This window comes from Streptococcus oralis subsp. tigurinus (assembly GCF_002093545.1).
Classification (GTDB): domain Bacteria; phylum Bacillota; class Bacilli; order Lactobacillales; family Streptococcaceae; genus Streptococcus; species Streptococcus oralis_C.
This window is the reverse complement of record NZ_LNVF01000002.1, coordinates 38,669-62,301: the sequence shown is the minus strand read 5'-3', so window position 1 is coordinate 62,301 and position 23,633 is coordinate 38,669. Positions and strand designations below refer to the sequence as shown.

The following is a 23,633-nucleotide window of genomic DNA, read 5'->3' as shown; positions in this document are numbered from 1 at the left end:
TCTCTCCTTAAATCACACAAGATTCACAGCTATTTACACTGTTAAATTCGTCATCCTCTGTATAGGTTCTGACATAATAAAGTGATTTTATCCCTTTTCGCCATGCGTAATTCCGAAGACGATTCAAGTCACGTGTCGTTAGCATTGTATTTCCCTTAGTTTTCCATTCATATAGTCCTTCAGGTAATTGAGAACGCATAAAGAGAGTCAGACTCATTCCCTGATCAATGTGTTTTTGTGCGACTGCATATACATCAATAATTTTACGCTGATCCATGTTATAAGCAGTCTCATAAAATGGTAAGGTATCATTGGACAGATACGGAGCGGGATAAAAGATCGATCCCACCTTCTTTTCCTGCCGATTTTCTACCAACTGAGTAATCGGGTGAAGAGAAGCACTCGTTTCGTTGATATAAGAAATAGAACCATTAGGCGCCACTGCTAAACGATTTCGATGGTAGAGGCCATCTTTCATGACCTTCTCCCTTAGTACCTTCCAATCTTCTTTCGTTGGAATAGGAATATCCTTAAAAATAGCTGCTATCTTAGGAAATCTAAATACAAAATCCTGCTCTACATATGGTGAAAAGTAACTTCCATCGGCATAGCTCGAATCCGCAAATTCATAAAATGTCTCATGCCGCTCTCTTGCGATTCTATTGCTGGATACTAAAGAATAATAATTCAATGCCAAGAAGTAAGCTTCTGTAAATTCTAGAGATTCTTTTGAACCATACTTGATTTGGTGCAAAGCAAAAGCTGTGTGTAATCCCATCGCTCCGAGTCCTATCGTATGGTAGAGACGATTTCCTTTATTTACTGTAGGCACTTCTTCAACAGACTCTAGATCCGTAACAGTCGTTAAGGTACGAACCATTGTATCAACAGAGGCAGCAAAATCTTCAGATTTTAGTAAATTAACAATATTAGTTGATCCAAGGTTACAACTAATATCCGTTCCCACCTCATGATAGGACAAATCATCATTCAATACGGATGGAGTCTGTGGTTGCAAAATCTCTGAACAAAGATTACTCATAATGATTTTCCCTTTGACAGGATTCGCGCGATTAGCGACATCGATATTTAGAATATAAGGATAGCCAGACTCTTGTTGCAAGCGGGAAATTTCCTGTTCTAATTCTCTCGCTTGAACAACTGTTTTTTCAATAGCTGGATTTGCAACCAATCGGTCGTATTCAGCCGTGATATCTACGTACGAAAAAGGGTTCCCATAGACTTTTTCAACATGATAAGGATTAAACAGATACATGGGTTGATTTGTTTTAATCAGCTCGTAATACTTATCCGGAACGACCAACCCCAGAGAGAGGGTTTTAACACGAATTTTTTCATCTGCATTTTCCTTCTTTGTTGATAAAAAGGCGAGAATATCCTGATGAAAAACATTTAAGTAAACAACCCCTGCCCCATTTCTCTGTCCTAGTTGATTGCTATAGCTAAAAGAGTCTTCTAGTAGTTTCATTACAGGAAGCACTCCCGAAGAAGCATGTTCAATTCCTTTTATAGGAGAACCACTCGCACGTAGGTTCGATAAATTCACTCCAACCCCACCACCAAGTCTAGAAAGTTGCAAAGCAGAATTGACCCCACGTCCGATAGATAACATAGAATCATCAAGATCTATCAGAAAACAAGAGACCATCTCACCACGCCGTTTTTTCCCTGCATTTAAGAATGTGGGGGTCGCAGGTTGGTACCGTTGGGTGATCATTTCCTCCGCAATTTTTGCCGCTAAGTTCTGATCGCCATTTCCTAGATAGAGGGCATTAAGGAACACCCGGTCCTCAAACGATTCCAAATAGGTCTTGGAATCATCAGTCTTTAGTGCATATTGATTATAAAATTTATAAGCTCCCATAAAACTCTTAAAGGCAAAACCATGTTCCTTGATCTTTTGATATAAGTCCTCTAAAAAATTACTATCAATCTCACCAGACTCCCCATGATACAAGCCCACAACCTCTTCATCCACATAATCCTCTCGAATTAAATACTGGAGGCGTTCTTTCAAACTTGAAAAATGCATCGTATGAGGTTCAATTTCATTCTTTAAATAGTCTGTTAAGGCCTCTCTATCATAGTAAAGAGGAATTTCACCATCAATTGGAATGTTCACCATATTGTTCAAAACAAAATAATCCTTAGTAGCTGACATTTATTTTTTCCTCTACTTTCTCAAAACTAGCTAAAATATGTTTGGAGATCCTCTCTACATCTTCATCTGTCCCACGTAATTCAAAAACATCTATAACAGGAAAGCCAAACTGCTCTGCATATTGAAAAGCCGTTAGACAGAATTGCTTATTGAAATTTCGATTACCGCTTCCTATAATTCCTAAGCAATAACGAAAATTTCCTTGATACTCCAAAAATTTTCGAAGGTTTCCCGTTAGAATTTCTTGGAATCCAGTATCAATTCCATTTCCCCCCTCTAGATAAGTTGGTAAAAAACTGACAAAGGGACCATCTACCGTAATCGCTTTTCCCTTTAAATCTTTTATATTCAAAGACTCAACTTCTCTATGATGCGTCGTCTTTATATATTGACTGACCCGTTGTACAAAAGAACTTGTATTCCCACTTAAACTAATATAATAAAATCTAATTTTTTGCATGACTCCTCCTTTTTTGGTACAATATATTGTGTTTGTCGAATACATCTACGCTATATATTGTGTTTTTTATTTTACTGTATCTAAATGATAAAAAAATTGATATTCGTCAAGTTTCTATAAATTTCTTCAAAATTAGGAGTTTCTATGTCCCAACCATGCTTTTATACCGTTCCCCTTTTTAGCTCCCTCTCCCGTGATGAACTTCAGGGTATCCAAAGTCTGTTTCACCATAAGAAATTTAAAAAGGGCGAGTTAATTTTCTCACCCTTTGATGAGGAAACCTTAATCATTGTTAATAGAGGACAATTTAAGGTCTATCGTCTGACTAATGATGGAACCGAGCAATGCATCCGTATCGTTGGCAAAGGAAATTACGAAGGAGAAAACTATCTCTTTGAAGAGAATAATCAGGATCTCTACGGAGAAGCCTTGGTCTCTACAGAAGTCTGTGTCATTTATAAAAAGGATTTTCAATACCTTCTCCAGAGCTTTCCACATTTTAGTTGGCAACTTCTACGTCTCAATGCCAGAAAAGCAATTCAGACGGAAGAACAAGTCACCTTATTGGCCCTTGAAAAAATAGAACAACGCCTAGCTTGCTATCTTATTCATCTTACCGAAAAAAGTGACAATCCTAAACTCACCTTCACTTTGCCAATTTCAGAAAAGGAACTTGCCAGTTACCTTGGAACGAGACCCGAAACCATTTCGCGAAAATTTAAGATTTTTGAAGAACATCACTATATTCGAAAAGTTCGTCGTACCATTCATATCATAGATGATCAAGCTTTAAGGAATTTATATTGATCTGAAGCTTTTTTGTTCATTTCATGTTATACTATATAAAATATAAAACGTTTACAAAGAGATAATCATGAAACCACTACTTGAGACCATCGATACCCGCTTTGGGACTGCTAGCAAGCATGCCTTTTCTCGAGGAAATACCCTGCCCTACACGGGCGTTCCTTTTGGGATGAATTATTTTGTTCCCCAGACCAGCGATCAGGAGGGAGCTTGGTTCTTCGATCCGCATCTGCCCATCTTTCAGGGGATTCGCTTAACCCACCAGCCCAGCCCTTGGATTGGGGACTACTCATGGCTCCTTCTGACACCTGTCACAGGTCAGCTTGGGGGAGACAGTCTCTTTCACCGCCAGTCATCTTATGATATAGATAAAGCTTGCTTCCAGCCTCACTATTTGAAGCTCTTTTCTCTGCGCTATCAGATTGAAAGCCAACTGACACCGACTTGCTATGGCGCTTCTATTCGTTTGGAGCAAAAGCAAGGCAAAGCCCTCGCCCTCTATCTTCACGCAGCAGATGAACTGACAGTGGAGCAAGTAGATAAGCGGACTCTGGCCCTACGACAAGAAGGTAAAACAGAGACCAATAAAAGTCCTCTGATACTCTTTACTGCTATACAAATGAATACGGATATTCTTGCTGTCAGCCAAGAAAGTGGAGACTGGCGAATTGACCTGACAGATAGTCATGCTGAAATCCAGCTAGCAACTTCTTTCATCTCTCCTTCTCAAGCTCTGCTTAATCTACCTCAAACGGACTTTGATAGCTGTAAAGCAAATGCGAAAGCGGACTGGAAAAACCTCCTCCATCGTTTTGATATTATGGAGACAGGAGAAGCTGACCGAACCTTCTTTGATCACTGCCTTTACAGACTCTTTCTCTTCCCGCAGACTTTTTATGAGGTTGATGAATCAGGGCAAGCCATCCATATGGACCTGGCTACTGGTACTGTCAAGCCCGGCGTCCTCTTTAGCAACAATGGTTTCTGGGATACCTTTCGCACCACCTTCCCCCTCTTTGCTCTTATCATACCAGAACACTATCACCGCTTTTTAGAAGGTTTCCTCAATAGCTACCGCGATACTGGATTCCTTCCAAAATGGCTGGCTCCAGACGAACGTGGTATGATGCCTGGTACTCTGCTAGATGGCATTATCGCAGACAGCGCCTGCAAGGACATGGCTCCCGACCTAGAAAAAGAACTCCTTCAGGCCATACTTGAAACAGCCACTAAGTCCGCCCCTCTGGGCATCAATGGTCGTCACGGACTAGCCCAATACCAAGAATTAGGTTATCTCTCTACCAATCACCACGAAAGCGTCAGTCACACCCTTGATTATGCCTATAGTGACTTTTGTATCGCTAGCTGTGCCGAAAAGCTTGATCAGAATGACATCGCGGAAACTTATAGAATTTCGTCACAAAATTACCGCCATCTATTTGACAATGCGACGGGCTACATGCGTGCGCGAGATAGCCAAGGCAACTTCCGCCCCGACTTCTCTCCTTATAGTTGGGGACGCGACTACGCCGAATGCTCTGCCATTCAAGCGACTTTAGGCATTCTACACGACATCCCTGGCTTAATCCAACTGATGGGTGGAAAAGAAGCCTTCAGCAATTATCTATTGAAAGCCTGTCAGGATGCTCCACTCTTTGAGACGACTGGCTATGGTTACGAGATTCATGAGATGAGCGAGATGGCTACTGCTCCTTTTGGACAAGTCGCCATTTCCAACCAGCCTAGCTTCCACATCCCTTATCTCTTTCGCTACAGCAACTACCCAGACTACACTGCTCTTCTCATAAAGTCGATACGTCAGAAAGCCTTTCACCCAAGTTGGCAAGCCTATCCTGGCGATGAGGACAACGGTAGTCTCTCTGCTTGGTACATCTGGTCGGCTCTTGGATTCTACCCGACCTGTCCAGGCAAACCCAGCTACGACCTCGGAATCCCTCTCTTTGACCATCTGCGTGTCTACCTAGCTAAGGAAAATAAATGGTTAGATATCCATGCCGAGCAAAACTACAGCCATTTTAACTTTGTCAAAGAGTGTCGATTGGACAAGACCTCTGTATCTAGCATCCAACACCAAGACCTCTTAAAAGCTGAACAACTGACCTTCACCCTCAGCTGGCTACCAAATCACTCATAACCAAAAGAACCTTTGCATCGCGCAAAGGTTCTTCTTTTATGAAACTTGGACTTGAAGTTGATCCACAAGCTGACCATCCACCATTAGGTTCAGATAGAAATCCAAGGTTTTATCTCCTGCGAAATACAAGGTTGGAAGCGTCAACCTTTTTTCAGTCTCGCCAGCTTGAAACTCAATAACTTGAATCTCATCCTGATAAGCGACACCATGCACACCCGTCCCTGGTTGAATTGAAATCTTAGCTTCTAAAGGGCCACTACATTCTCTGCGCTTGACTGTAAAATAAGCATTTTCTCCCTTGGTCACAGCGAGACTTTTTTCTGAAAACTCCAGTTGCTGAACAGCTTCTTTTTTTGACAAGCTAGGTGTTTTATAAAGTGAAATCTTAGTTAATACTGGAAAATCCTGTGCCTCTGTGATGATTACACGCACCTTCTGAGCCTCTACCATGGATCCGCGCAAAAGGCGTTTATAGCCTACTGTAAATCCTGTTCCAAACTCCTGCCAGACACCCTCCAACTCTACCTGAACATGGAAAGCAGCGATGCATTGTCCTAGCTCCAAATCTTCCCTCAGCTCGATCACATCAAAAGTTTTAGGTGACTCTAAATCGAGCTCTAACTGAATTGGCAGTTCTGCATCACTTGCCCATGAACTGGTCTTCCGTCCATCTGTCAGGTGAGAACAGGCAAAGTCTGGTGATAGAGCCGGACCAGATATCTTGGCTCCCAGAGCCAAATCTTCTTTATAGAGCTCGTCACGATAGGCAGCAAATTCATAGAGACGCTGGATATCCTTTTCGTCAAAGAGGCCATCTTTATTAGGCGGAATATTGAGCAAGAGAGGGGTTCCCCGCCCCACTGAGTGAAAGTAGATTTCGACCAATTCCTCAAGAGACTTGGAATCCTGATCCTCATGGTAAAACCAACCCGGCCGAAGGGAAACATCTGCCTCACCGATTGAAAACAACGTACCCGAGGGATCACCGTGCTGTAGATAATCTAATTCCGCCTCGGTCCCCAACTGATCGGGCTTGACTTTTTGCCACAAGGGATCCCCTGCATAGCCCCGTTCATTGCCAATCCAGCGAATACTAGTTCCCTCAGTTGAGAAAATCAAACAATCGCCCTGCAAGTCACGAATGGTTTCAAACCAGGTCTCAAACTCATAGTTGACCTTCTGGGCCCCTTCCCCTCGAGCACCATCCATCCACACCTCAGAGAACTTACCGGCATTGCCATAGGCAGAATTTGACAAGATTTCCTTCAACTGAGCCAGATAGTAGCCATTGTAGTCCGCTTCTCGGTCCACATGATAGAGGGGACTGTGAGCATCCCAAGGAGACAAATACACTCCCATGTCCATGTCAAACTCAGTCGCAGCTTTGGAAACCTCAAGGAGCAAGTCCCCCTTTCCACCCCTCCAAGGGCTAGCCTTGACCGAATAGTCTGTATAAGCTGTCGGGTAGAGGACAAAACCATCATGGTGCTTGATCACAAAAATCAGTTTTTTAAAACCTGTTTCTTTGAGTACCAGAACCCATTCACGCGCATCTAACTTGGTCGGGTTAAAACGCATAGGATCCTCTTGCCCACTTCCCCATTCTTGGTCATAAAAGGTATTGGGGCCAAAATGGATAAAGGCAGCTAGTTCATCCTCTAAATAATCCAGCTGGGCCTGACTTGGTAATGGCCTATGTGGTTTTATGTTCGTCATCATCTCATATCTCTTTCTCTTGTTCACAAAGTTATCCACAACTTGTGGATAAGAAAACATACCTAAAAACTAGTCTTTTCAGACTCCAGCTCTTAGACTTGGAAGCTTTCACCCTAAACAGACCTTTATCAAATAGTTTTGTACCAGGGTTTCTGCCAGCTCTCTAGCAAGTCACTAATATACGGAACTATTATCAGGATACTTCAACACCCAGAGTTGTATGTTATTTTCCCCTGGACTTATCCACAGGCTGTGAATAAACTATTGTTCCAGACCGCTCTCTCCTTGACTATAACAAAAAGCGATAGTAGCGTCAATATGACTAAGATTTCTTCCTAAATCCCCTGAAAAGATTCTATAATTTGTACAATCGTAGCTTTTGTATTTGCCAGCTAGTTAGAATCAGCCAAAGTCTACTAAGCAAAAAATGACTGCTTTATCACATTGTGAACAGCACAGCTATGTACTATAATACCTAACAACCTAATCATTTCCAGCAAAAAATCCCGCAGATTTGCGGGATCTTCTCTTGCATCAATGCGCCAACATTTCTTGGGCGATTTCTTGTCCAGATAAGTTATCTGGGTAGTAGGTTGGCCAGTTATCCATCTCTTCAAAGAGGGCTTCTTGGCTGGTACCTCCAAAGAAGATATGGAAATGTTCTGCCTTAACTGGGGCAATATTGTGATCACTAAACTGAACGTACTTGAACTGTCCAGCGTCCGCATCTGTCGCTTCAAAGAGGAAGCGCACACCACGATTGCCTTTCTTATAAGTCAAAATTTTCTTACCGACATACTTGTAGGTGAATTTCTTGCTTTGGCCACCTTGAACAAATTCCATAGTATTATCCGTAATGTTGATCTTAGTCACATCTGTCTGATAACCTTTTTGATAGTAGGCCTTGTACTCATCCTTTGTCATCTTGCCAGTCAACTTAGCCTTGTAGTCAAAAACTTGATCGAAGGTTCCATCCTCAAGGAAAGGATAAACTGACTGCCAGTTGCCAGTATAGTCACTTAAGGTGCGGTCTTTGACATCTGCATCCTCAAAGTAACCATTGTGAACTGTCTTGGTATTTTCTTCCTTCTCTGGCTCGATTTCTGGTCCTTCTTGGTCCGTTGTCTGCTTCAAAGCCTTGAGGTTTTTCTCCATCACGGAGATGTAGTCCTCACCGGCCTTGGTTGCTTCTTCTGTCAGACTTTCTAGCGGATTGAGCACGTCTAATTTGACACCTGTTTCTTTTGAGAGTGTATTGGCGAGGGCTTGTGAGGCATTTTCTTCAAAGTAGATATAAGAAATCTTGTTTTTCTTGATATACTCTGTCAATTCTGCCAAACGTGCTGCCGATGGCTCTGCATCTGGTGAGAGACCTGAGATGGATACTTGCTTAAGGCCGTAGTCCAAGGCAAGGTAGTTAAAGGCAGCGTGCTGGGTCACAAAGCTCTTTTGTTTGGCTTGAGAGAGACCAGCTGTGTAGGCCTTATCCAAGGCTTGCAATTTTTCAATATAGGCAGCCGCATTCTTCTCAAAAGTCTCTTTTTTATCAGGATAATCTGCTGACAAGCTGTCACGGATATGCTCTACCAGTTTGATGGCGCGTGCTGGTGAAAGCCAAACGTGGGGATCGTAGTCGTGATGGTGACCCTCACCGCCATGATCATGCCCTTCCTCTTCTTCCTCACCACCTGGCAAGAGGAGCATATCACCTGTCGCCTTGATGGTTTTCACCTTTTTCTTATCCAAGGATTCTAGCAATTTAGGAACCCAAGTTTCCATGTTTTCATTTTCATAGACAAAGGTATCTGCATCTTGGATTTTAGCAACTGCCTTGGCAGACGGTTCATATTCGTGAGGTTCTGTACCAGCACCGATTAGAAGTTCTACATTAGCAGTATCTCCTGCGACTTGCTTGGTAAATTCGTAGACAGGGTAAAAGGTTGTCACGATATTGAGTTTCCCATCTGCCTGTTTTTGATTGGAACAAGCCACTAAAAACAGAGCACATAGACTAGCCAGTAGTAAGCTAATTTTTTTCATTTCATTCTCCTATTTGATAAAGCGTTTCAGTAGACTGACTAACAAAAAGACAGCTACAAAGATAATGGTGATACTAGCGCTGGCAGGTGTTTCTGCGTAGTAGGAAATGTAGAGTCCTGCCACCATTCCCAAAAAACCAATAGCGCTGGCTAGTAACATAACGGATTTAAAGTTTTTCCCCAAACGAAGGGCAATACTAGCTGGCAAGACCATAATAGTCGACACCAAAAGGGCTCCTGCTGCTGGAATCATAAGGGCAATGGCCACCCCTGTCACCATGTTAAAAAGAATGGACATGGTACGAACTGGAAGTCCATCTACAAAGGCCGTGTCCTCATCAAAAGTAAGGATGTACATTGGTCGCAAAAATAAGAAAGTCAAGAGTAAAACGACTGTAGCAATGGCAAAGAGGAAAATCACCTGCTCCTGGCTAATGGTCACAATCGAACCAAAGAGATATTGGTCCAAACTCATGGAACTCGAACTTTTCCCCTTACTCATCACAATAAGGGAGACTGCAAGCCCTGTTGACATGAGGATGGCAGTTCCTATTTCCATAAAGTTCTTATAGACTGTCCGGAGATACTCCAGAAAGACCGCAGCTATCAAGACAATGACAATAGTCGAAATAGTTGGAGAAATCCCCAAAACCAGACCAAAGGCTACCCCTGATAGAGAAACGTGACTGAGGGTATCGCTCATGAGACTCTGACGACGTAAGATAAGGAAGGTTCCAAGAACTGGAGAAAAGAGACTCATGGCAATGACCGCTAAGAAGGCACGCTGCATGAAGTCATAAGATAACAAACTAAGCATGTTCCACCTCCTGGTCGCTTTCGTGAACGTTGAAACAACGCCATGGCGAGTCTTGGTTACGGACTAGATGAATATTGCGATCCGCATAGTCCTTAACCTCCTCAGGATCATGGGTAATCATCAAAACGGCCTTGCCATGATGATGAGCGCTGTGGTGCATGAGTTCGTAAAATTCATTTTTGCTTCCAGCATCCATCCCTGTCGTCGGCTCATCCAAGACAAAGATATCTGGGTCAGAAGCAAACATCCGTGCAATCACCGCTCGTTGCTTTTGCCCACCAGAGAGGGAGCCAATTCGTTTATCACGGTGTTCCCACATACCAACTGAGTCTAGACTGGCCTTGATATGCTCCTCATCGTGGGCATTCAAACGACGGAACCAGCCCTTTCGCGGATAGCGACCCGACTTGACAAATTCATAAACTGTACTTGGAAAACCAGCATTAAAACTGGCAATCTGCTGAGGAAGATAAGCTATCCTAAGCTTTTTACCATGAGTGTTTGTCTTTGAGATGGTTACCTTGCCAAGTCTCGGCTGCAAGATGCCCAGACTCGCCTTGATAAGCGTCGTCTTGGCAGCCCCATTTTCACCAGTCAGGGTGACAAACTCCCCACTATCAACACTATAGTTGATATGCTCGAGGACAGGTTCCTTGTCATAATAGAAAGACAAGTCCTCTACTGTAATATACCGCATTATTTGATTTCTCCTACTAAAGCAGTTAAAAACCGCTGGATAACTTCTTGTTCATTTGGAGTAAACTGACTTGCCACTTGTTCATAGGCTAAGAGCGTGTGTTCATGATGATGGTGGTGTTCCTCTGCCACTGGTCGAGCCAGCTCTGTCAGTTGATAAAAAATCACACGCGCATCCTTTGGATCTCTCGATGTCTCTAACATGCCTTCTTTGACTAAAGACTTGATAGCCTTGGTCACTGCCGCCTGACTGACATTGAGGCGACGGGCCAACTCCGAGTTGGTTAGGGATTCTTCGGACAAGAGCATGAGGATGTGTTCCTGAGTATTGGTCAAGGCTACGTCACTCGTGCAATGCCCGATCAGAATTTCATGCTGGTTCTCAGATCTCAAGATCACCTCGTTTAAAAAGTTATCGATTTCCTGTGCAAGCTGTCTCATGTGTTACTCCTCCCCTAGCTATCTTTTTCGTAAAAAATAGAGATAGCCACCGATTCTTTACTGGTTAATTATATCATAAACCAAAAAAGAGTCAAGGGAAAAAGGCGTAAAAACGTTTCCCTAGACTCTTCTAGATGTGAAATTTAACCTATTTTAGCTTTGGTTTTCGACTCGATAAGATCCCTGCCAAACCAGCTACCATTCCCATCAAGAGCAAGAAGATGGACTGTTCGCTTCCTGTATTTGGAAGGGCTTTTTCTGAGACAACTGCCTTCTTGCTAAATTGACTTGCCACCTCATAAGTCAATGGCACATTTGTAGTCGCATCGTTAGCAGCCGCATTCGTTTGAGGCGTTTCTACTGGTAGACTAAAGTTTTTAGAATCCACAGAAATCGTCCGTGAGTTCGGATTAATCTTTTCGTACTGGGTCAAATCAGCGGTTTTCAGATACTCTTCAAAGGCAGCATCCATAGAAGGACCTTCTTCTCGCGCGCCACCTAACATAGTGTAACCATCACCACCCGCAGCTAGGAAATCATTGGTTGCAAGATAGTAGGTTTTTGCGAGGTCTAGGAGATCATAACGACCAGTCGTGCGGTTTTTGACCTGGATGGCCAAGACACGTTTTCCTGATGGTAGGTTGGTATCATAGTAGACCTTCACACCTGAAACTTGCAAGAAACCACCACTTGGCTCTAACAATGGTTGCCCGTTCTCATCCAAGACCTTCTTGCCATCCTTATCTACCTGCAAGATAGAGCCGAGTGACTTTTCAAACATATCCAAAACTTGTTGCCCAGTCACTTGGATTTGTGAGATGGTATTTCCAAATGGAAGAACAGCAATGACATTTCCTTTAGTGATTGGTTTGCCTTTTGCAATGGTTTCACGCAAGCCACCACCATTTGTCACAGCGATGTCTGTCGGATGGCTAAATCCTGTTTGACCATACTGATAGAGCGAGTCTGCCACGACGTTTCCGAGGTTGGTTTCACGGACCCGAACATTTTCACGATCACCGTTTAGTTCTACAGGGCTGTTTGAAACAATCTCAATCGCATTTTCAGCATCGTATTTTTGTTTAATGTCTTTGACTAGTTTTTCAACTGTTGGATTGGCTGGTAATTTTTTAGCATCAGCAGCCGGAATCTGAGTTGGATTGCCCAAAAGCTGACGTGATTTATAGGTGATTTTCCCTACATTATGAAGGTAGCTTCCTGTCTGGTTATAGGTAACATTGTCTCCATAAGTCGTTGATTCTACTGTATGAGAGTGACCGTCGATTACTGTTACGCGTTTCCCTTTCAAACGAGGATTTTTAGACAAGGCTTCTGCCAAGGTTGAACCACGCCATTCGACTGGGGTTGTGGTATCCACACCCAAGTGAGCCAGCACAACATAGTGTTTGTAGTCCTTACCTTCTGCACGAGCCTTGGCTTGAACTTCTTCAATAACCTTATTGACTTCAGAGATTGGATCTGTAAAAGTTACCCCCTTGACATTTTTAGGGTGAGTTTTGGTAGCTGTTTCAGGTGTTGTCACGCCGATTACAACAAACTCATCACCTTCCACAGTCTTATCTTTATCAACGATTGTAGAAGCTTCAAAGAGACGAGCACCATTGACGTAGGTATTTGAGCTAAGTAATGGGAATTTCAAGATTTCCTTGTATTTCTTAGCTTCGTCTAAACCAAAGTCAAACTCATGATTTCCTACTGCCATGGCATCATACTGCATCTGATTAAGAATTTCAGCGCGTGCTTCACCCTTTGTAGAGTTGGAAATCGGTAAACCTTGGAAGGCGTCTCCCGCATCTACGACGAGAGTCGTTTGATTTGATTTCGCGCGTTCCTGCTCAATGACAGTCGCTAACTTAGCATCACCAATTACTCCCTTTTCCTCTACAATACGACCATGGACATCATTGGTGTGTAAGATAACAGTGTCCTTTTCTTCGCCTTTAGTAGATTCAGCAGGAGCTGACGGAGCTTCTGCAGGTGCAACGTTTGCAGGAGTCTCTACCTCATTTGTTGGAGTTGCTGGCGCTGAAGGGTTCGACACAGGAGCTGGAGTCGCCGACGGAGCTGGAGTCGCTACAACAGCTGAACTTTCTGCAGGAGTTGTTGCTTCTTCAGCATAGACTTGTCCAGCTAAGAAGGCTGGAGCTAACAGGGCTGTCGACAAGACAGGTAACAAAGAACGTTTATTCATTTTGAAATCCTTTTCTTTTCTTTTTCTCTTTTATATTATACGCTATTTCTAAAAATTTTGAAACTTTTGACCTAATTGCATCTTAAATATTCGCCATTTAAACAAAAAAGCTTGGGTTCAAATCCCAAACTTTTAGCTCATTTTATTGGAAATCTTTGATCTTCCCATCATAGGTCGCCCAGTCCTTGCTAAAGAAGCGGTCATTCATCTTGTAGTCTGGAGCTGGTTTCGGATCCGTCAAGAAAGGATTGACAACCTTATCAAAAGCCAGCCAACCCAACCATCCTAGATGAATGGTATCCTTAACAAAATATGGATCTCCTCCATTTTTTGAAAAATCGGCAATATTGGTAAAACCTTGACTTTCTAATTGGTAACGAATTTTTTCCACAGCATGCTGGTACATCTCTTCGCTGAGCCCTGTGTACTCCATCCACTTCTTGTTAACGGGCTGGATGACAAAGAGTACATTGACATTCGACTTAGCAAATTGATTGAGGACCAGCTGCAAATCATTGTACTCCGTTGACTTAAGGAAGCTATAATTTTTTTGAGACCCCTCCCATTTTTTTAGATCTTTTTTCACCCGAGTATTATAAAACTGATTTTCCATCCCCATATCGTTATTGGTCGTATTTGCTTCTGCATCCTTACGAGCGATTTTCTCCAACTCATCATACGAAAACTGATCTGGAAGATCTTTTAAATAATTCTCCACATGTTCCTTGTATTTGAGTTTTCCTCGAATAGAAAATTGTCCAAAGAGAGCGGATTGTTTTTCGTTGAATCGTGCAAAGATATCAATAGTAGCTTGATCAACCTCTGACAATTCCTCGCCCTTCGATAGCTTTTGAACAATTCCTTTTAATGCAACATTAGGATTCTGCTTTAACAAACGAATAGCTGCATGCTGAGTCGCAGTATCATCAGATTGATTTTCCAAAAAAGCTGTCAACTGATCGCTGTTAAAATAGCTCTGAAAAGCTGAAGAATCAATGTCTGACTGCGTAAACCACTGAGGTGAAATCACAAATACCGCCTGCTTATTCTCTATTTCCGGCAAGATTTGTTGTAATCCAAAATATTGGATAAGAGAGGTTGCTCCTGCCTGACCTAGAAAATAAGGACGATAGGGACGATTGTATTTTTCTGCTAAAACAGCAGGATGCATACTATCAAACCGAACCCATTCACTTGACCCTAGAAAAGGAATAAAACGCATATTGGGTTCCGTAAAGGCCCTCACTTTTTGGCTTCTCTCTTTAAAGCTCTCTGTACTAACAGAAGCCGCCGAGTACTTCTCCTCCGTCAGATTATGGCTTGTTGTACTTGGATAAAAAAAGATGAGTAGAAGAACCAAAAATCCAGCAATGAAGATAGGACCGAAGATCAGCCACAAGCGTTTAAGCATTCTTTAACTCCGTGATACCTGCTACGATTTTATTAGCCGTATTCCAGTCATCACGACCGAACTCCGTCACTGGAACACGAATGTCAAAACGGTTTTCAATCTCAACAATCAATTCAACCGTCCCCATGCTATCCAAGACACCAGCATCAAAAAGATCTTCATCCATCATGTCAGAAACATCTTCCATAAACAACTCATCAATAATTTCAATAACTTCTGATTTGATATCCATTTTTTATATCCTTTTATTTTTTAAACCATAAATCATTCAAAAATCCAGAAAAGATTAAGAATGAAACCATCACGACATGGAAGGTGACAACCATGCCAAGCAACTGAATCCAGTGATTCTCAGGTAAGGAACCCTTTCCAGCTTTTTTTCGTTCTTTATTGAGCGCTTTTTTCTTACGAACCCAAGCATCATTGATGACCAGTCCAATCCCATGAAAAAGTCCGTAGGCGATGTAGTACCAGGTCACACCATGCCAAAATCCCATAATCAGCATATTGACAATATAGGCTACACTTGAAGTGACGTTGCGATTCTTAAAGACCTTCTTTCTAGTCAGAACCATGACCATTCGCATAAAGACAAAGTCACGGAACCAGAAAGACAGACTCATGTGCCAGCGATTCCAAAACTCCTTTAAATCCCTTGACAAAAAGGGCTTGTTAAAGTTTATCGGACTATGAATGCCCATCAAGTTTGAAATGGCTAAGGCAAACATAGAGTAGCCCGCAAAGTCAAAAAACAGTTCTAAACCGAAAGTATACATAACTGCAAGAGCATAATGGTTAAAGAAACCACCTGTCTGCAAGGCCAAATTTTTCAGCGGAGGCAATAATGTCTCTCCTAAAATGTGAGCCAAGATAAACTTGTAGAGGAAGCCAAGCATGATATACTTGACAGCCTCTTCTAGCATATCCATCAGCTCATCCCGCTCAGGAATGCTCTCATAATTTTCATTGAAGCGTTTAAAACGATCAATGGGACCACTCGAGAAAGTCGGCATAAAGAGAAGAAAACGTAAGAATTGCCAGACGGTTAAATCCTTGATGACACCGTCTCTCAGTTCAACGATAACCCCAACAGCACGAAAGGTTAAGTAAGAAATCCCTAAAAATCCAAACAAAGATTGAGGTCCATGAATAGCAGGAGATACTTTCACAAAGACGATTGGCAATAGAGATAAAAAGCTAACTAGGTAAAATATCCATTTACTATCCCGTTGTTTCCTATACCTTTTGTAGAAAAATACAAGCAGTACTTGCCAGATAACATAAAGGATAAGAGCACTTATTTGATCGGTCTTTCCACCGACCAACATGGTGACGATAAAGAAGAAACTAACAAGCACCTCGTACAAGGCAAAACGTTTCTTGAAAAAAAGACCAATAAAGATAGGTAAAGTCGCAGCAATTACGTATAAAAAGTACTGAAGATCACCATAAGGTTCCAAATGAGGTAGCTGTTTATAAAGCTCCATCATCTACTGTTTACCTCGTTAATCAAGCCCTTGATATCAATTTTACCATTAGGCGTTAGCGGCAAACTATCTCGATAGAGAAACTTAGACGGCATCATATAAGACATCATGATATCTGCTAGGTCTTCTTTGATAGCCTTGGTAATATCGATATCACGTTCAAACTGTTCACGAACGCCGTCCTTTAGGATGACATAGGCCAGTAGATTTTGTACCTTGTGGTCCTTGTTATAACGTGGGACAGCAACAGCCGACTCGATATAGCGAGACTTATTGAGGTTTTGAGAGACATCTTCAAGTTCAATGCGATAACCATTAAACTTAATCTGGAAATCCATGCGTCCACCATAGAGAAGCAAGCCCTCATCTGTCATGGTTCCTACATCCCCTGTATGGTAGGCTGGAAGACCTTCGAATTCAAAGAAAGCTTCTGCCGTTTTTTCAGGATTATTCATATAGCCTTTTGAAACAGCTGGCCCAGAAACGATGATTTCTCCCTGCTCACCATTTGGAACTTTCTTACCTTCCTCATCAATGATAAAGGTTGGAGAATCAGCCTTGGTATAGCCGATTGGCAGGCGTTTGAGAGTCGCCAACATCTCATCAGTGACGGCAACTGCTGACAAAGCCACTGTCGCTTCTGTTGGACCGTAGGCATTGATAATACGAGCATTTGGGAATCGCTCGCGCAGTTTTTGAGCCGTTTTAACCGTCAATTCTTCACCATCAAAGTAGAAATGCGTGATTCCTGGCATTTTCTCACTGTTAAAGTCTTCTGACAACATGGCCATATCTGCAAAGGAAGGCGTTGAGGTCCAAATAGCAATTGGGAGTGAAAAGATGGTCGTAAAGAGCTTTTTAAAATCCTGAGTAATGACTGAAGGAAGAGCGAAAAGCGTACCACCTAGTGCCAATGTTGGTGCCCAGTACATGACAGACAGGTCAAATGAATAAGGTGGCTGAGCCAGCATTTGTGGACGACTTGGCGTCGCAAATTCCTTATCTGTAATCATCCAGTTGGTAAAGCTGAGGAGATTATCATGGGAAATCTGCACTCCCTTTGGCTTACCAGTCGTACCAGAAGTAAAGATAATGTAGTAGTTATCATCACCCTTGACTGGATGCGTGATTTCATAGCTAGTCCCTTGAGAAAAGGCTTCTTGAACCTGAGCTAGAGTCATCATTTGCGTAGAGACTTGCTCCAATGGAAAATCTGAGATGGCAATAATCAAACTTGGCTCTGCAACTTCTACGATAGCAGAAACTCGTTCCAAGGCTGAATGGCTGTCAATTGGAATGTAGGCATGACCCGACTTAGTCAGCGCTACAAAGGTAGCCAACATCTCATATTCCTGACCACCAAAAACGACGACTGGAGATTTCTCAGGCAAGTCAAGTCGATCGATAGCTGCAGCTAAACTATCTGAATCAGCCTTCAGATCGCCATAAGTATGCTCTTGACCTAAAACATTGTAGACAGGATATGTTGGCTGTGTTTGAGCAAAGTGCTCAATCGTTTCAATCATATCTTTTATCGGTTTATTAGACACAGTTCTTTTTCTCCTTTAAACTAGAACTCATTATAAATAAAGCCACCTTGTCCCTGCCCAAGGTAACTAAAAAAATAAAGCAAGCCAAGTAAGATTACAAAATATAGGGCCGTCCGGCCTAAAAATACATGTAGGTTTCGTTGTTTTTTCATAAGCTATCCATTAATATATCATTTCTATTGACTACAAATACGCACTATTAGTAACTTATCTTCCTAACATTTTACCACTTTATCAACCTTTTTTTCAACTGTTTACCATAACTTAAAAGTTCGTTTTAGGTTATTTTAAGATAAATTAAAATGTTAACAGTAGATGCAGGCAAAGATTTCCATTTCTATAAATCTCCTATACCAGTCATCAGAAATTAAACAGTTTAAAGAATAACAACAAACACACGGCTCCCTCTTTGGGCATTTTTATGCTAAAATAGTAGCTATGGATAAAATTATTAAAACTATATCAGAAAGCGGAGCCTTTCGTGCTTTTGTCCTTGACAGCACAGAAACCGTCCGCACTGCTCAAGAAAAACATCAAACTCAAGCCAGTTCGACTGTTGCACTTGGTCGTGCCCTTATCGCTAGCCAAATTCTCGCAGCCAATGAAAAAGGAAATACCAAGATTACTGTAAAAGTTCTTGGAACGAGCTCTCTCGGTGCCATCATAACGGTCGCAGATACCAAAGGAAATGTCAAAGGCTACGTTCAAAATCCAGGTGTTGACATCAAAAAGACCGCAACAGGTGAAGTCCTAGTCGGACCTTTTGTCGGCAATGGTCAATTTCTCGTTATCACAGACTATGGTACTGGAAATCCTTACAACTCTATGACTCCCCTCATATCCGGGGAAATCGGTGAAGACTTGGCCTACTACCTGACCGAAAGTCAACAAACTCCTTCAGCCGTCGGCCTCAATGTTCTTTTGGATAAAGACGACAAGGTCAAAGTCGCAGGTGGCTTCCTTCTCCAAGTATTGCCAGGGGCCAAGGAAGAAGAGACTGCTCGCTTTGAGAAACGCATCCAAGAAATGCCAGCCATTTCAACTCTTCTAGAAAGCGACGACCATATCGAAGCCCTTCTCAAGGCTATCTATGGCGACGAATCCTACAAACGCCTTTCCGAAGAAGAAATCCGTTTCCAATGTGACTGCAGCAAAGAACGCTTTATGGATGCTCTTGCCAGCCTTCCAAGCTCAGACTTAGAGGAAATGAAAGAGGAAGACCACGGGGCAGAAATCACTTGTCAATTCTGCCAAACAACTTATAATTTTGATGAAAACGACCTGGAGGAACTCATTCGTGACAAATCTTAATACACCTTTTATGATTGGCAATGTTGAGATTCCCAATCGTACTGTTTTAGCGCCCATGGCTGGTGTCACCAACTCAGCCTTTCGTACCATCGCAAAAGAGCTTGGAGCTGGACTCGTTGTGATGGAAATGGTCTCTGACAAGGGAATCCAATACAACAACGAAAAAACCTTGCATATGCTTCACATCGATGAAGGCGAAAATCCCGTTTCTATCCAACTCTTTGGTAGTGATGAAGACAGCCTCGCACGCGCAGCAGAATTCATCCAAGAAAATACCAAGACTGATATCGTCGATATCAACATGGGATGCCCAGTTAACAAAATCGTGAAAAACGAAGCTGGCGCTATGTGGCTCAAGAATCCAGACAAAATCTACTCTATTATCAACAAGGTCCAATCTGTCCTTGATATCCCCCTTACTGTCAAAATGCGTACCGGCTGGGCTGACCCATCTCTGGCAGTAGAAAATGCTCTCGCCGCTGAGGCTGCTGGTGTCTCTGCCCTTGCTATGCACGGTCGTACCCGTGAGCAAATGTATACTGGTCACGCTGACCTTGAGACCCTTCACAAGGTCGCTCAAGCTTTGACCAAGATTCCATTTATCGCCAACGGTGACATCCGTACGGTTCAAGACGCTAAACAACGCATCGAAGAAGTTGGTGCTGACGCAGTTATGATTGGCCGCGCAGCCATGGGAAATCCCTACCTCTTCAATCAAATCAATCATTACTTTGAAACAGGAGAAATCCTTCCTGATTTGACCTTTGAAGATAAGATGAAAATCTCCTACGAACACTTAAAACGCTTGATTAGCCTCAAAGGAGAAAAAATTGCAGTCCGTGAATTCCGCGGCCTCGCTCCTCACTACCTCCGGGGAACATCTGGCGCTGCTAAACTTCGTGGAGCCATTTCACAAGCTAGCACTCTTGCAGAGATTGAAGCCCTCTTGCAATTAGACAAAGCATAGTCTCACATCTACAACTAACAAAAACGGCAAAGCTCAAAAATGAGTCTTGCCGTTTTTATATATTTTCATCTTGTAAATCTAATTGCTTCACTCTAGCTATATAATAGGACATAATCAAAAACAAATTGAGGCTGACAATCCATATAGACCATTCATGAAGAAAATGCATCAATACAGCCAAGCTGATTGCGCCCACTACAAAACTTCCCACAACAATCCCATAATTTAAGGCCTGACGACGGTATTCTTGGATATTTCCTTCTCTTCTAGCAATGCGATACAAAGCGGTCAGCATCTTTCGATAATTTCCAGACGTCATAAAAATGACATAGGGATGATCTTCAATCAAACTGCCCGTAAATGTTAGCATCATCATTCCTGTTCCAAAAGCGATGAAAGGAACTTCTAATAGAGGAAATCGTGAAAAGAAAGGTAGAATAAGAGTTCCAATAAATAAAGGGAGCAGCATCTTAACCCGCCAGTAGGCCGTTTTGCGGTATTCTTTCATGTGCAATGCAAACAGAAATCCTAGAGAAAAGAAAATAATGGAGCAGAATCGTAGCATCGTATTGATAACATTTGAGTCGTGCCAATCAGATATCAATAGGAGAATATTCCCTGTCTGTGTCGCTACCAAACTATGGTATTGAATATGGCAAAACACATCCAAAGAACCACCTACAAATCCAAGAAATACTCCCATCAATCGTGTGTTTTGAGGTAAGATTAATTTATCCGCCATGTATTATCACTCGTTTTCCTTTGATTTTTTTATTATACCACTTTCTCTTGGAGAAACTAAGTGAAAAACAGTTGACTCACTCTTTTACAGAACGATTTCTAGTAAGAGTTAAAACACCAAATTTTATTATTGAAACAAGGCAACGCTTGAAACTTTACCATCCGCACCTGTTGTAATTTGGATGATTTTTCCTCCACCGATTTTAGCATTATACTTGCCATCATCAAGGGTGTAAGAGTAGCCTCTAATAGAGTAGTTTTCTTTATTTCCTTCTGCAGTTTCTACTGTAAATTGGCCCCCTGATGAAACCGTAATAGTTTCGCCATTTGCTCCCTTCCAGTTGCCTGCAGCTGCTGAGAAATCACCATCGACCATGGTTAAAACACCCTTGTAGCGTTTGTTGTGTTCTGCTTGCTTGTCTTGAAGTTTGCGGTCAGTTGTTGGATCATAGCCTGACTGGTTAGACTGGGCTTGAGAACCTTGCTGAGTTGATGGAGCCTGAGCTGGAGCTTGTTGACTAGGAGCTGCTTGTTCTTGTCTTGATTCAGGCGCTGGTTTCGCTTGTGACTGATCTGCTGTTGTAGAAGACTGACCAGAAGATGCCTGAGCCTTTTCAGATGAAGCTGAGCTTGAAGATTTTTGAGTCTTGCTTTCTTTGCTAGAAGAAGCTGCTTTGGAACTTGATGATTGACTTGTCTTGGCAGAGCTACTGGTTTGAGCGGTTTCGTTTTTATTTCCACAAGCTCCCAGTAGCAAGGTAGAAGCCAATACAGTCGCTGCCATCAATTTGATATAGGTTTTCTTTTTCATTTTTCTACTCCTTTGTAACATTTTTGAAATATTAAGAAATCTTTTTGTAATATAATTGTAACATTAGACCTTGAATCTGTCAATTATTTAGATAAACTATTTTAAAAATTGTTCCCTCCACTATTTCAATTCGTAATCGAAACGAAAAAATAGAAAATTTTTTATATTAGAGTCCTATTTTTTGCATCGCTCTTGTGTAATTCTAAGAAAGATAGCCATTCATAAAAAATGATAATAAATAAAGAGGGCGGGAACTTTGTCCCGACCTCACTTTTATTTCAATCGATAGGTTTTTCTTGGTTTCTTTTTAGGCACTCGTTTGAGCCCAACCTCTTCTACATATTCGCCGTATTTTACGAGAAAGTTATTGCTGACGATGGGCCGACCTGGGTTGATGAGATTGACCAGTTCGGTTCCTTCATAGACAGTAAACTCTTCCTCCAGCAGATAAAGGAAGGTCGGATTCCAGTCGAGACGGCCTTGAATTCGTTTGATGGATTCTTGGATAATGGCATAATGGTCAAAGGCGAAGGCTTGCTCCTCCAACTCTACTCCCTCAAGATAGCATTTGCCTGTCTGAAAATCGACATCTACAAAAACGACATCCTTGGCATCGTCTCCTGCCTGAACGAGGCCTAAGGCGCGACTAGGCAGATACACCAAGTGGGCAATGGTCACGGTCCAGCCCCGTGGATCACGACCAGGGGTCGATACGGTCATCAATTGCTCGATTTTTTCTAAAGGAAGTTCGAGATTGACTTCTTCACTTACTTCGCGCTGACAGGCATGTGCAGCATCTTCTCCCTTGTCCATAAAGCCTCCAACTAAGGCCAAACAGTTTTGATAAGGGTGGGCCTTGCGACGAATCAGCAGGAGCTTGATCTTTTCTTCGACAAAGCAGTAGGCTACCATATCCACTGTCACACTTGGTTTTTCATATTGAGGGAGTTCCTGCTTGTAGTACCAGTCTAAAAACTCCTCCTGCCTAGCATGGATTTCATAATATTCTTTTTCCGTCATCCCGGCTGGAATCATCGTATCTGCCATCTTATGCCTCCTTTCGAACTGCCTTGGTCCATTGGTACCAACCCACTAGACTATTGAGTGTGTAAACCCAGTACATCCCTTGGATGTGAATATTTTCACCCCACCAGAGGTAGATACTAAAGAGATTGGTTGCAATCCAGAAAATCCATTGCTCACGGTAAAGACGTGTCATCAAGAGCTGACCAACACCATTGGTCGCATCGGTAACACTATCACGGAAAGGGCGAGCACTATGGATACTTTGGTAAGCCAAGCCCATGCCAATCCAGATAATAGCAGTCAAAACCAAGTACTTGAGCCAGTCAAGAACAGATAATTTCTTAGCTTCAAAGTGGGATTCTTCTGGTTTTCCTTGGTCGTTGATACGATTGGACAACCAAGCATAGAGACCAATCGGCTGCATGACAAAGAAGTAAACAGTCGTCAAGACTTCGCCATAAAAAGTCGCATTCATTGCCAAAATCAAATAGATAGCTGAGTTAATGGCTCCAAAGAGATAATTGCTTGTACGACCTTCTGCTACCAAGATAACACAGACAATCCCAGTCCAAGATGCAAACAAGCTCAGCCAGTCATAACTTTCCGTATTTTGAGTGAATTCCAAGATCAAGGGGACACTCGACAAGGCGATGAGATACAACCACCGGAAAAGGCTACGGCCGACAAAGAGATCTTTCCATAGCAGGCGCATGATTCCTGCAAAACCGATCTTATGGGCTTCTGCATGGACATTTTTAAAGTTTTCGATAAATTGTGTGATTTTTTCAGTTAGTTTTTTCATAA

General features: G+C 42.3%; 21 protein-coding genes. 4 read left to right on the top strand and 17 right to left on the bottom strand.

Annotated features, from left to right (window positions below; genetic code table 11):
• Window positions 1-7: 7 nt before the first annotated feature.
• Window positions 8-2,182, bottom strand: coding sequence for a class 1b ribonucleoside-diphosphate reductase subunit alpha (nrdE, locus tag ATE34_RS04290; protein ID WP_084911167.1), 2,175 nt, complete (start codon window positions 2,180-2,182; stop codon window positions 8-10).
• On the bottom strand, window positions 2,169-2,642 hold the full coding sequence (gene nrdI / locus ATE34_RS04285) for a class Ib ribonucleoside-diphosphate reductase assembly flavoprotein NrdI (protein WP_084911166.1): 474 nt from the start codon (window positions 2,640-2,642) through the stop codon (window positions 2,169-2,171). The genes nrdE and nrdI overlap by 14 nt, the downstream gene beginning before the upstream one ends.
• Before the next feature lie 144 nt (window positions 2,643-2,786).
• On the opposite strand from nrdI, the gene ATE34_RS04280 reads away from it, so the two are divergent.
• Both ATE34_RS04280 and ATE34_RS04275 read left to right on the top strand, forming a co-directional pair.
• Window positions 2,787-3,449, top strand: coding sequence for a Crp/Fnr family transcriptional regulator (locus tag ATE34_RS04280; RefSeq protein ID WP_084911165.1), 663 nt, complete (start codon window positions 2,787-2,789; stop codon window positions 3,447-3,449).
• Window positions 3,450-3,516: 67 nt separating this feature from the next.
• Window positions 3,517-5,604 (top strand): GH92 family glycosyl hydrolase, encoded by a 2,088-nt coding sequence (locus ATE34_RS04275; protein WP_084911164.1) that lies wholly within the window; start codon window positions 3,517-3,519, stop codon window positions 5,602-5,604.
• A 36-nt stretch (window positions 5,605-5,640) separates the two neighbouring features.
• Here the strand turns inward: ATE34_RS04275 and ATE34_RS04270 are convergent, their stop codons facing one another.
• From ATE34_RS04270 to ATE34_RS04220, 11 genes are all read right to left on the bottom strand, one after another.
• A complete protein-coding gene (locus ATE34_RS04270) occupies window positions 5,641-7,320 on the bottom strand; it encodes an alpha-L-fucosidase (protein ID WP_180382673.1) in 1,680 nt (559 codons plus the stop codon).
• Window positions 7,321-7,854: 534 nt separating this feature from the next.
• On the bottom strand, window positions 7,855-9,360 hold the full coding sequence (adcA, locus tag ATE34_RS04265) for a zinc ABC transporter substrate-binding lipoprotein AdcA (RefSeq protein WP_084911162.1): 1,506 nt from the start codon (window positions 9,358-9,360) through the stop codon (window positions 7,855-7,857).
• Between the two features lie 9 nt (window positions 9,361-9,369).
• On the bottom strand, window positions 9,370-10,176 hold the full coding sequence (locus ATE34_RS04260) for a metal ABC transporter permease (RefSeq protein WP_084911161.1): 807 nt from the start codon (window positions 10,174-10,176) through the stop codon (window positions 9,370-9,372).
• Window positions 10,169-10,873 carry a metal ABC transporter ATP-binding protein gene (locus ATE34_RS04255; RefSeq protein WP_084911160.1) on the bottom strand — a complete coding sequence of 235 codons (705 nt, stop codon included), beginning with the start codon at window positions 10,871-10,873 and terminating at the stop codon, window positions 10,169-10,171. Before ATE34_RS04255 ends, ATE34_RS04260 begins: the two co-directional genes overlap by 8 nt.
• Window positions 10,873-11,313, bottom strand: a complete 441-nt coding sequence (adcR, locus tag ATE34_RS04250; RefSeq protein WP_001249328.1) for a zinc-dependent transcriptional regulator AdcR — start codon at window positions 11,311-11,313, stop codon at window positions 10,873-10,875. Before adcR ends, ATE34_RS04255 begins: the two co-directional genes overlap by 1 nt.
• A 148-nt stretch (window positions 11,314-11,461) precedes the next feature.
• Entirely contained in the window at window positions 11,462-13,525 is a 2,064-nt protein-coding gene (gene nt5e / locus ATE34_RS04245) for a cell surface ecto-5'-nucleotidase Nt5e (protein ID WP_084911159.1), read from the bottom strand.
• Between the two features lie 142 nt (window positions 13,526-13,667).
• Complete coding sequence (gene dltD / locus ATE34_RS04240; protein ID WP_084911158.1) at window positions 13,668-14,936, bottom strand: D-alanyl-lipoteichoic acid biosynthesis protein DltD; 1,269 nt, start codon at window positions 14,934-14,936, stop codon at window positions 13,668-13,670.
• Window positions 14,929-15,168: a D-alanine--poly(phosphoribitol) ligase subunit DltC gene (gene dltC / locus ATE34_RS04235; protein WP_000351968.1), complete on the bottom strand. Its 240-nt coding sequence runs from the start codon at window positions 15,166-15,168 to the stop codon at window positions 14,929-14,931. Before dltC ends, dltD begins: the two co-directional genes overlap by 8 nt.
• Before the next feature lie 13 nt (window positions 15,169-15,181).
• On the bottom strand, window positions 15,182-16,426 hold the full coding sequence (gene dltB, locus ATE34_RS04230; protein ID WP_084911157.1) for a D-alanyl-lipoteichoic acid biosynthesis protein DltB: 1,245 nt from the start codon (window positions 16,424-16,426) through the stop codon (window positions 15,182-15,184).
• Window positions 16,423-17,973, bottom strand: coding sequence for a D-alanine--poly(phosphoribitol) ligase subunit DltA (gene dltA, locus ATE34_RS04225; protein WP_084911156.1), 1,551 nt, complete (start codon window positions 17,971-17,973; stop codon window positions 16,423-16,425). Before dltA ends, dltB begins: the two co-directional genes overlap by 4 nt.
• Before the next feature lie 20 nt (window positions 17,974-17,993).
• Window positions 17,994-18,125: a teichoic acid D-Ala incorporation-associated protein DltX gene (locus tag ATE34_RS04220; protein WP_007518064.1), complete on the bottom strand. Its 132-nt coding sequence runs from the start codon at window positions 18,123-18,125 to the stop codon at window positions 17,994-17,996.
• Between the two features lie 286 nt (window positions 18,126-18,411).
• Here ATE34_RS04220 and hslO point away from each other — a divergent pair, with 286 nt between their 5' ends.
• On the top strand, window positions 18,412-19,284 hold the full coding sequence (gene hslO, locus ATE34_RS04215; RefSeq protein ID WP_061598239.1) for an Hsp33 family molecular chaperone HslO: 873 nt from the start codon (window positions 18,412-18,414) through the stop codon (window positions 19,282-19,284).
• Window positions 19,271-20,251: a tRNA dihydrouridine synthase DusB gene (gene dusB, locus ATE34_RS04210; RefSeq protein WP_061598240.1), complete on the top strand. Its 981-nt coding sequence runs from the start codon at window positions 19,271-19,273 to the stop codon at window positions 20,249-20,251. Before hslO ends, dusB begins: the two co-directional genes overlap by 14 nt.
• Before the next feature lie 55 nt (window positions 20,252-20,306).
• On the opposite strand, the gene ATE34_RS04205 is transcribed toward dusB, so the two are convergent.
• From ATE34_RS04205 to pnuC, 4 genes are all read right to left on the bottom strand, one after another.
• A complete protein-coding gene (locus ATE34_RS04205; protein WP_000764009.1) occupies window positions 20,307-20,993 on the bottom strand; it encodes a YoaK family protein in 687 nt (228 codons plus the stop codon).
• 126 nt (window positions 20,994-21,119) lie between these two features.
• Entirely contained in the window at window positions 21,120-21,803 is a 684-nt protein-coding gene (locus ATE34_RS04200; protein WP_061598241.1) for a hypothetical protein, read from the bottom strand.
• A gap of 273 nt (window positions 21,804-22,076) precedes the next feature.
• Complete coding sequence (locus tag ATE34_RS04195) at window positions 22,077-22,850, bottom strand: NUDIX domain-containing protein (protein ID WP_061598242.1); 774 nt, start codon at window positions 22,848-22,850, stop codon at window positions 22,077-22,079.
• A gap of 1 nt (window position 22,851) precedes the next feature.
• A complete protein-coding gene (gene pnuC, locus ATE34_RS04190; RefSeq protein WP_084911155.1) occupies window positions 22,852-23,631 on the bottom strand; it encodes a nicotinamide riboside transporter PnuC in 780 nt (259 codons plus the stop codon).
• Window positions 23,632-23,633 lie beyond the last annotated feature (2 nt).

What these genes read in the sequence shown, in the direction of transcription:
- nrdE (WP_084911167.1), bottom strand. Translation starts at nt 2,182, where the DNA reads ATGTCAGCTACTAAGGATTATTTTGTTTTGAACAATATGGTGAACATT.
- nrdI (WP_084911166.1), bottom strand. Translation starts at nt 2,642, where the DNA reads ATGCAAAAAATTAGATTTTATTATATTAGTTTAAGTGGGAATACAAGT.
- ATE34_RS04280 (WP_084911165.1), top strand. Translation starts at nt 2,787, where the DNA reads ATGTCCCAACCATGCTTTTATACCGTTCCCCTTTTTAGCTCCCTCTCC.
- ATE34_RS04275 (WP_084911164.1), top strand. Translation starts at nt 3,517, where the DNA reads ATGAAACCACTACTTGAGACCATCGATACCCGCTTTGGGACTGCTAGC.
- ATE34_RS04270 (WP_180382673.1), bottom strand. Translation starts at nt 7,320, where the DNA reads ATGACGAACATAAAACCACATAGGCCATTACCAAGTCAGGCCCAGCTG.
- adcA (WP_084911162.1), bottom strand. Translation starts at nt 9,360, where the DNA reads ATGAAAAAAATTAGCTTACTACTGGCTAGTCTATGTGCTCTGTTTTTA.
- ATE34_RS04260 (WP_084911161.1), bottom strand. Translation starts at nt 10,176, where the DNA reads ATGCTTAGTTTGTTATCTTATGACTTCATGCAGCGTGCCTTCTTAGCG.
- ATE34_RS04255 (WP_084911160.1), bottom strand. Translation starts at nt 10,873, where the DNA reads ATGCGGTATATTACAGTAGAGGACTTGTCTTTCTATTATGACAAGGAA.
- adcR (WP_001249328.1), bottom strand. Translation starts at nt 11,313, where the DNA reads ATGAGACAGCTTGCACAGGAAATCGATAACTTTTTAAACGAGGTGATC.
- nt5e (WP_084911159.1), bottom strand. Translation starts at nt 13,525, where the DNA reads ATGAATAAACGTTCTTTGTTACCTGTCTTGTCGACAGCCCTGTTAGCT.
- dltD (WP_084911158.1), bottom strand. Translation starts at nt 14,936, where the DNA reads ATGCTTAAACGCTTGTGGCTGATCTTCGGTCCTATCTTCATTGCTGGA.
- dltC (WP_000351968.1), bottom strand. Translation starts at nt 15,168, where the DNA reads ATGGATATCAAATCAGAAGTTATTGAAATTATTGATGAGTTGTTTATG.
- dltB (WP_084911157.1), bottom strand. Translation starts at nt 16,426, where the DNA reads ATGATGGAGCTTTATAAACAGCTACCTCATTTGGAACCTTATGGTGAT.
- ATE34_RS04220 (WP_007518064.1), bottom strand. Translation starts at nt 18,125, where the DNA reads ATGAAAAAACAACGAAACCTACATGTATTTTTAGGCCGGACGGCCCTA.
- hslO (WP_061598239.1), top strand. Translation starts at nt 18,412, where the DNA reads ATGGATAAAATTATTAAAACTATATCAGAAAGCGGAGCCTTTCGTGCT.
- ATE34_RS04205 (WP_000764009.1), bottom strand. Translation starts at nt 20,993, where the DNA reads ATGGCGGATAAATTAATCTTACCTCAAAACACACGATTGATGGGAGTA.
- ATE34_RS04200 (WP_061598241.1), bottom strand. Translation starts at nt 21,803, where the DNA reads ATGAAAAAGAAAACCTATATCAAATTGATGGCAGCGACTGTATTGGCT.
- ATE34_RS04195 (WP_061598242.1), bottom strand. Translation starts at nt 22,850, where the DNA reads ATGGCAGATACGATGATTCCAGCCGGGATGACGGAAAAAGAATATTAT.
- pnuC (WP_084911155.1), bottom strand. Translation starts at nt 23,631, where the DNA reads ATGAAAAAACTAACTGAAAAAATCACACAATTTATCGAAAACTTTAAA.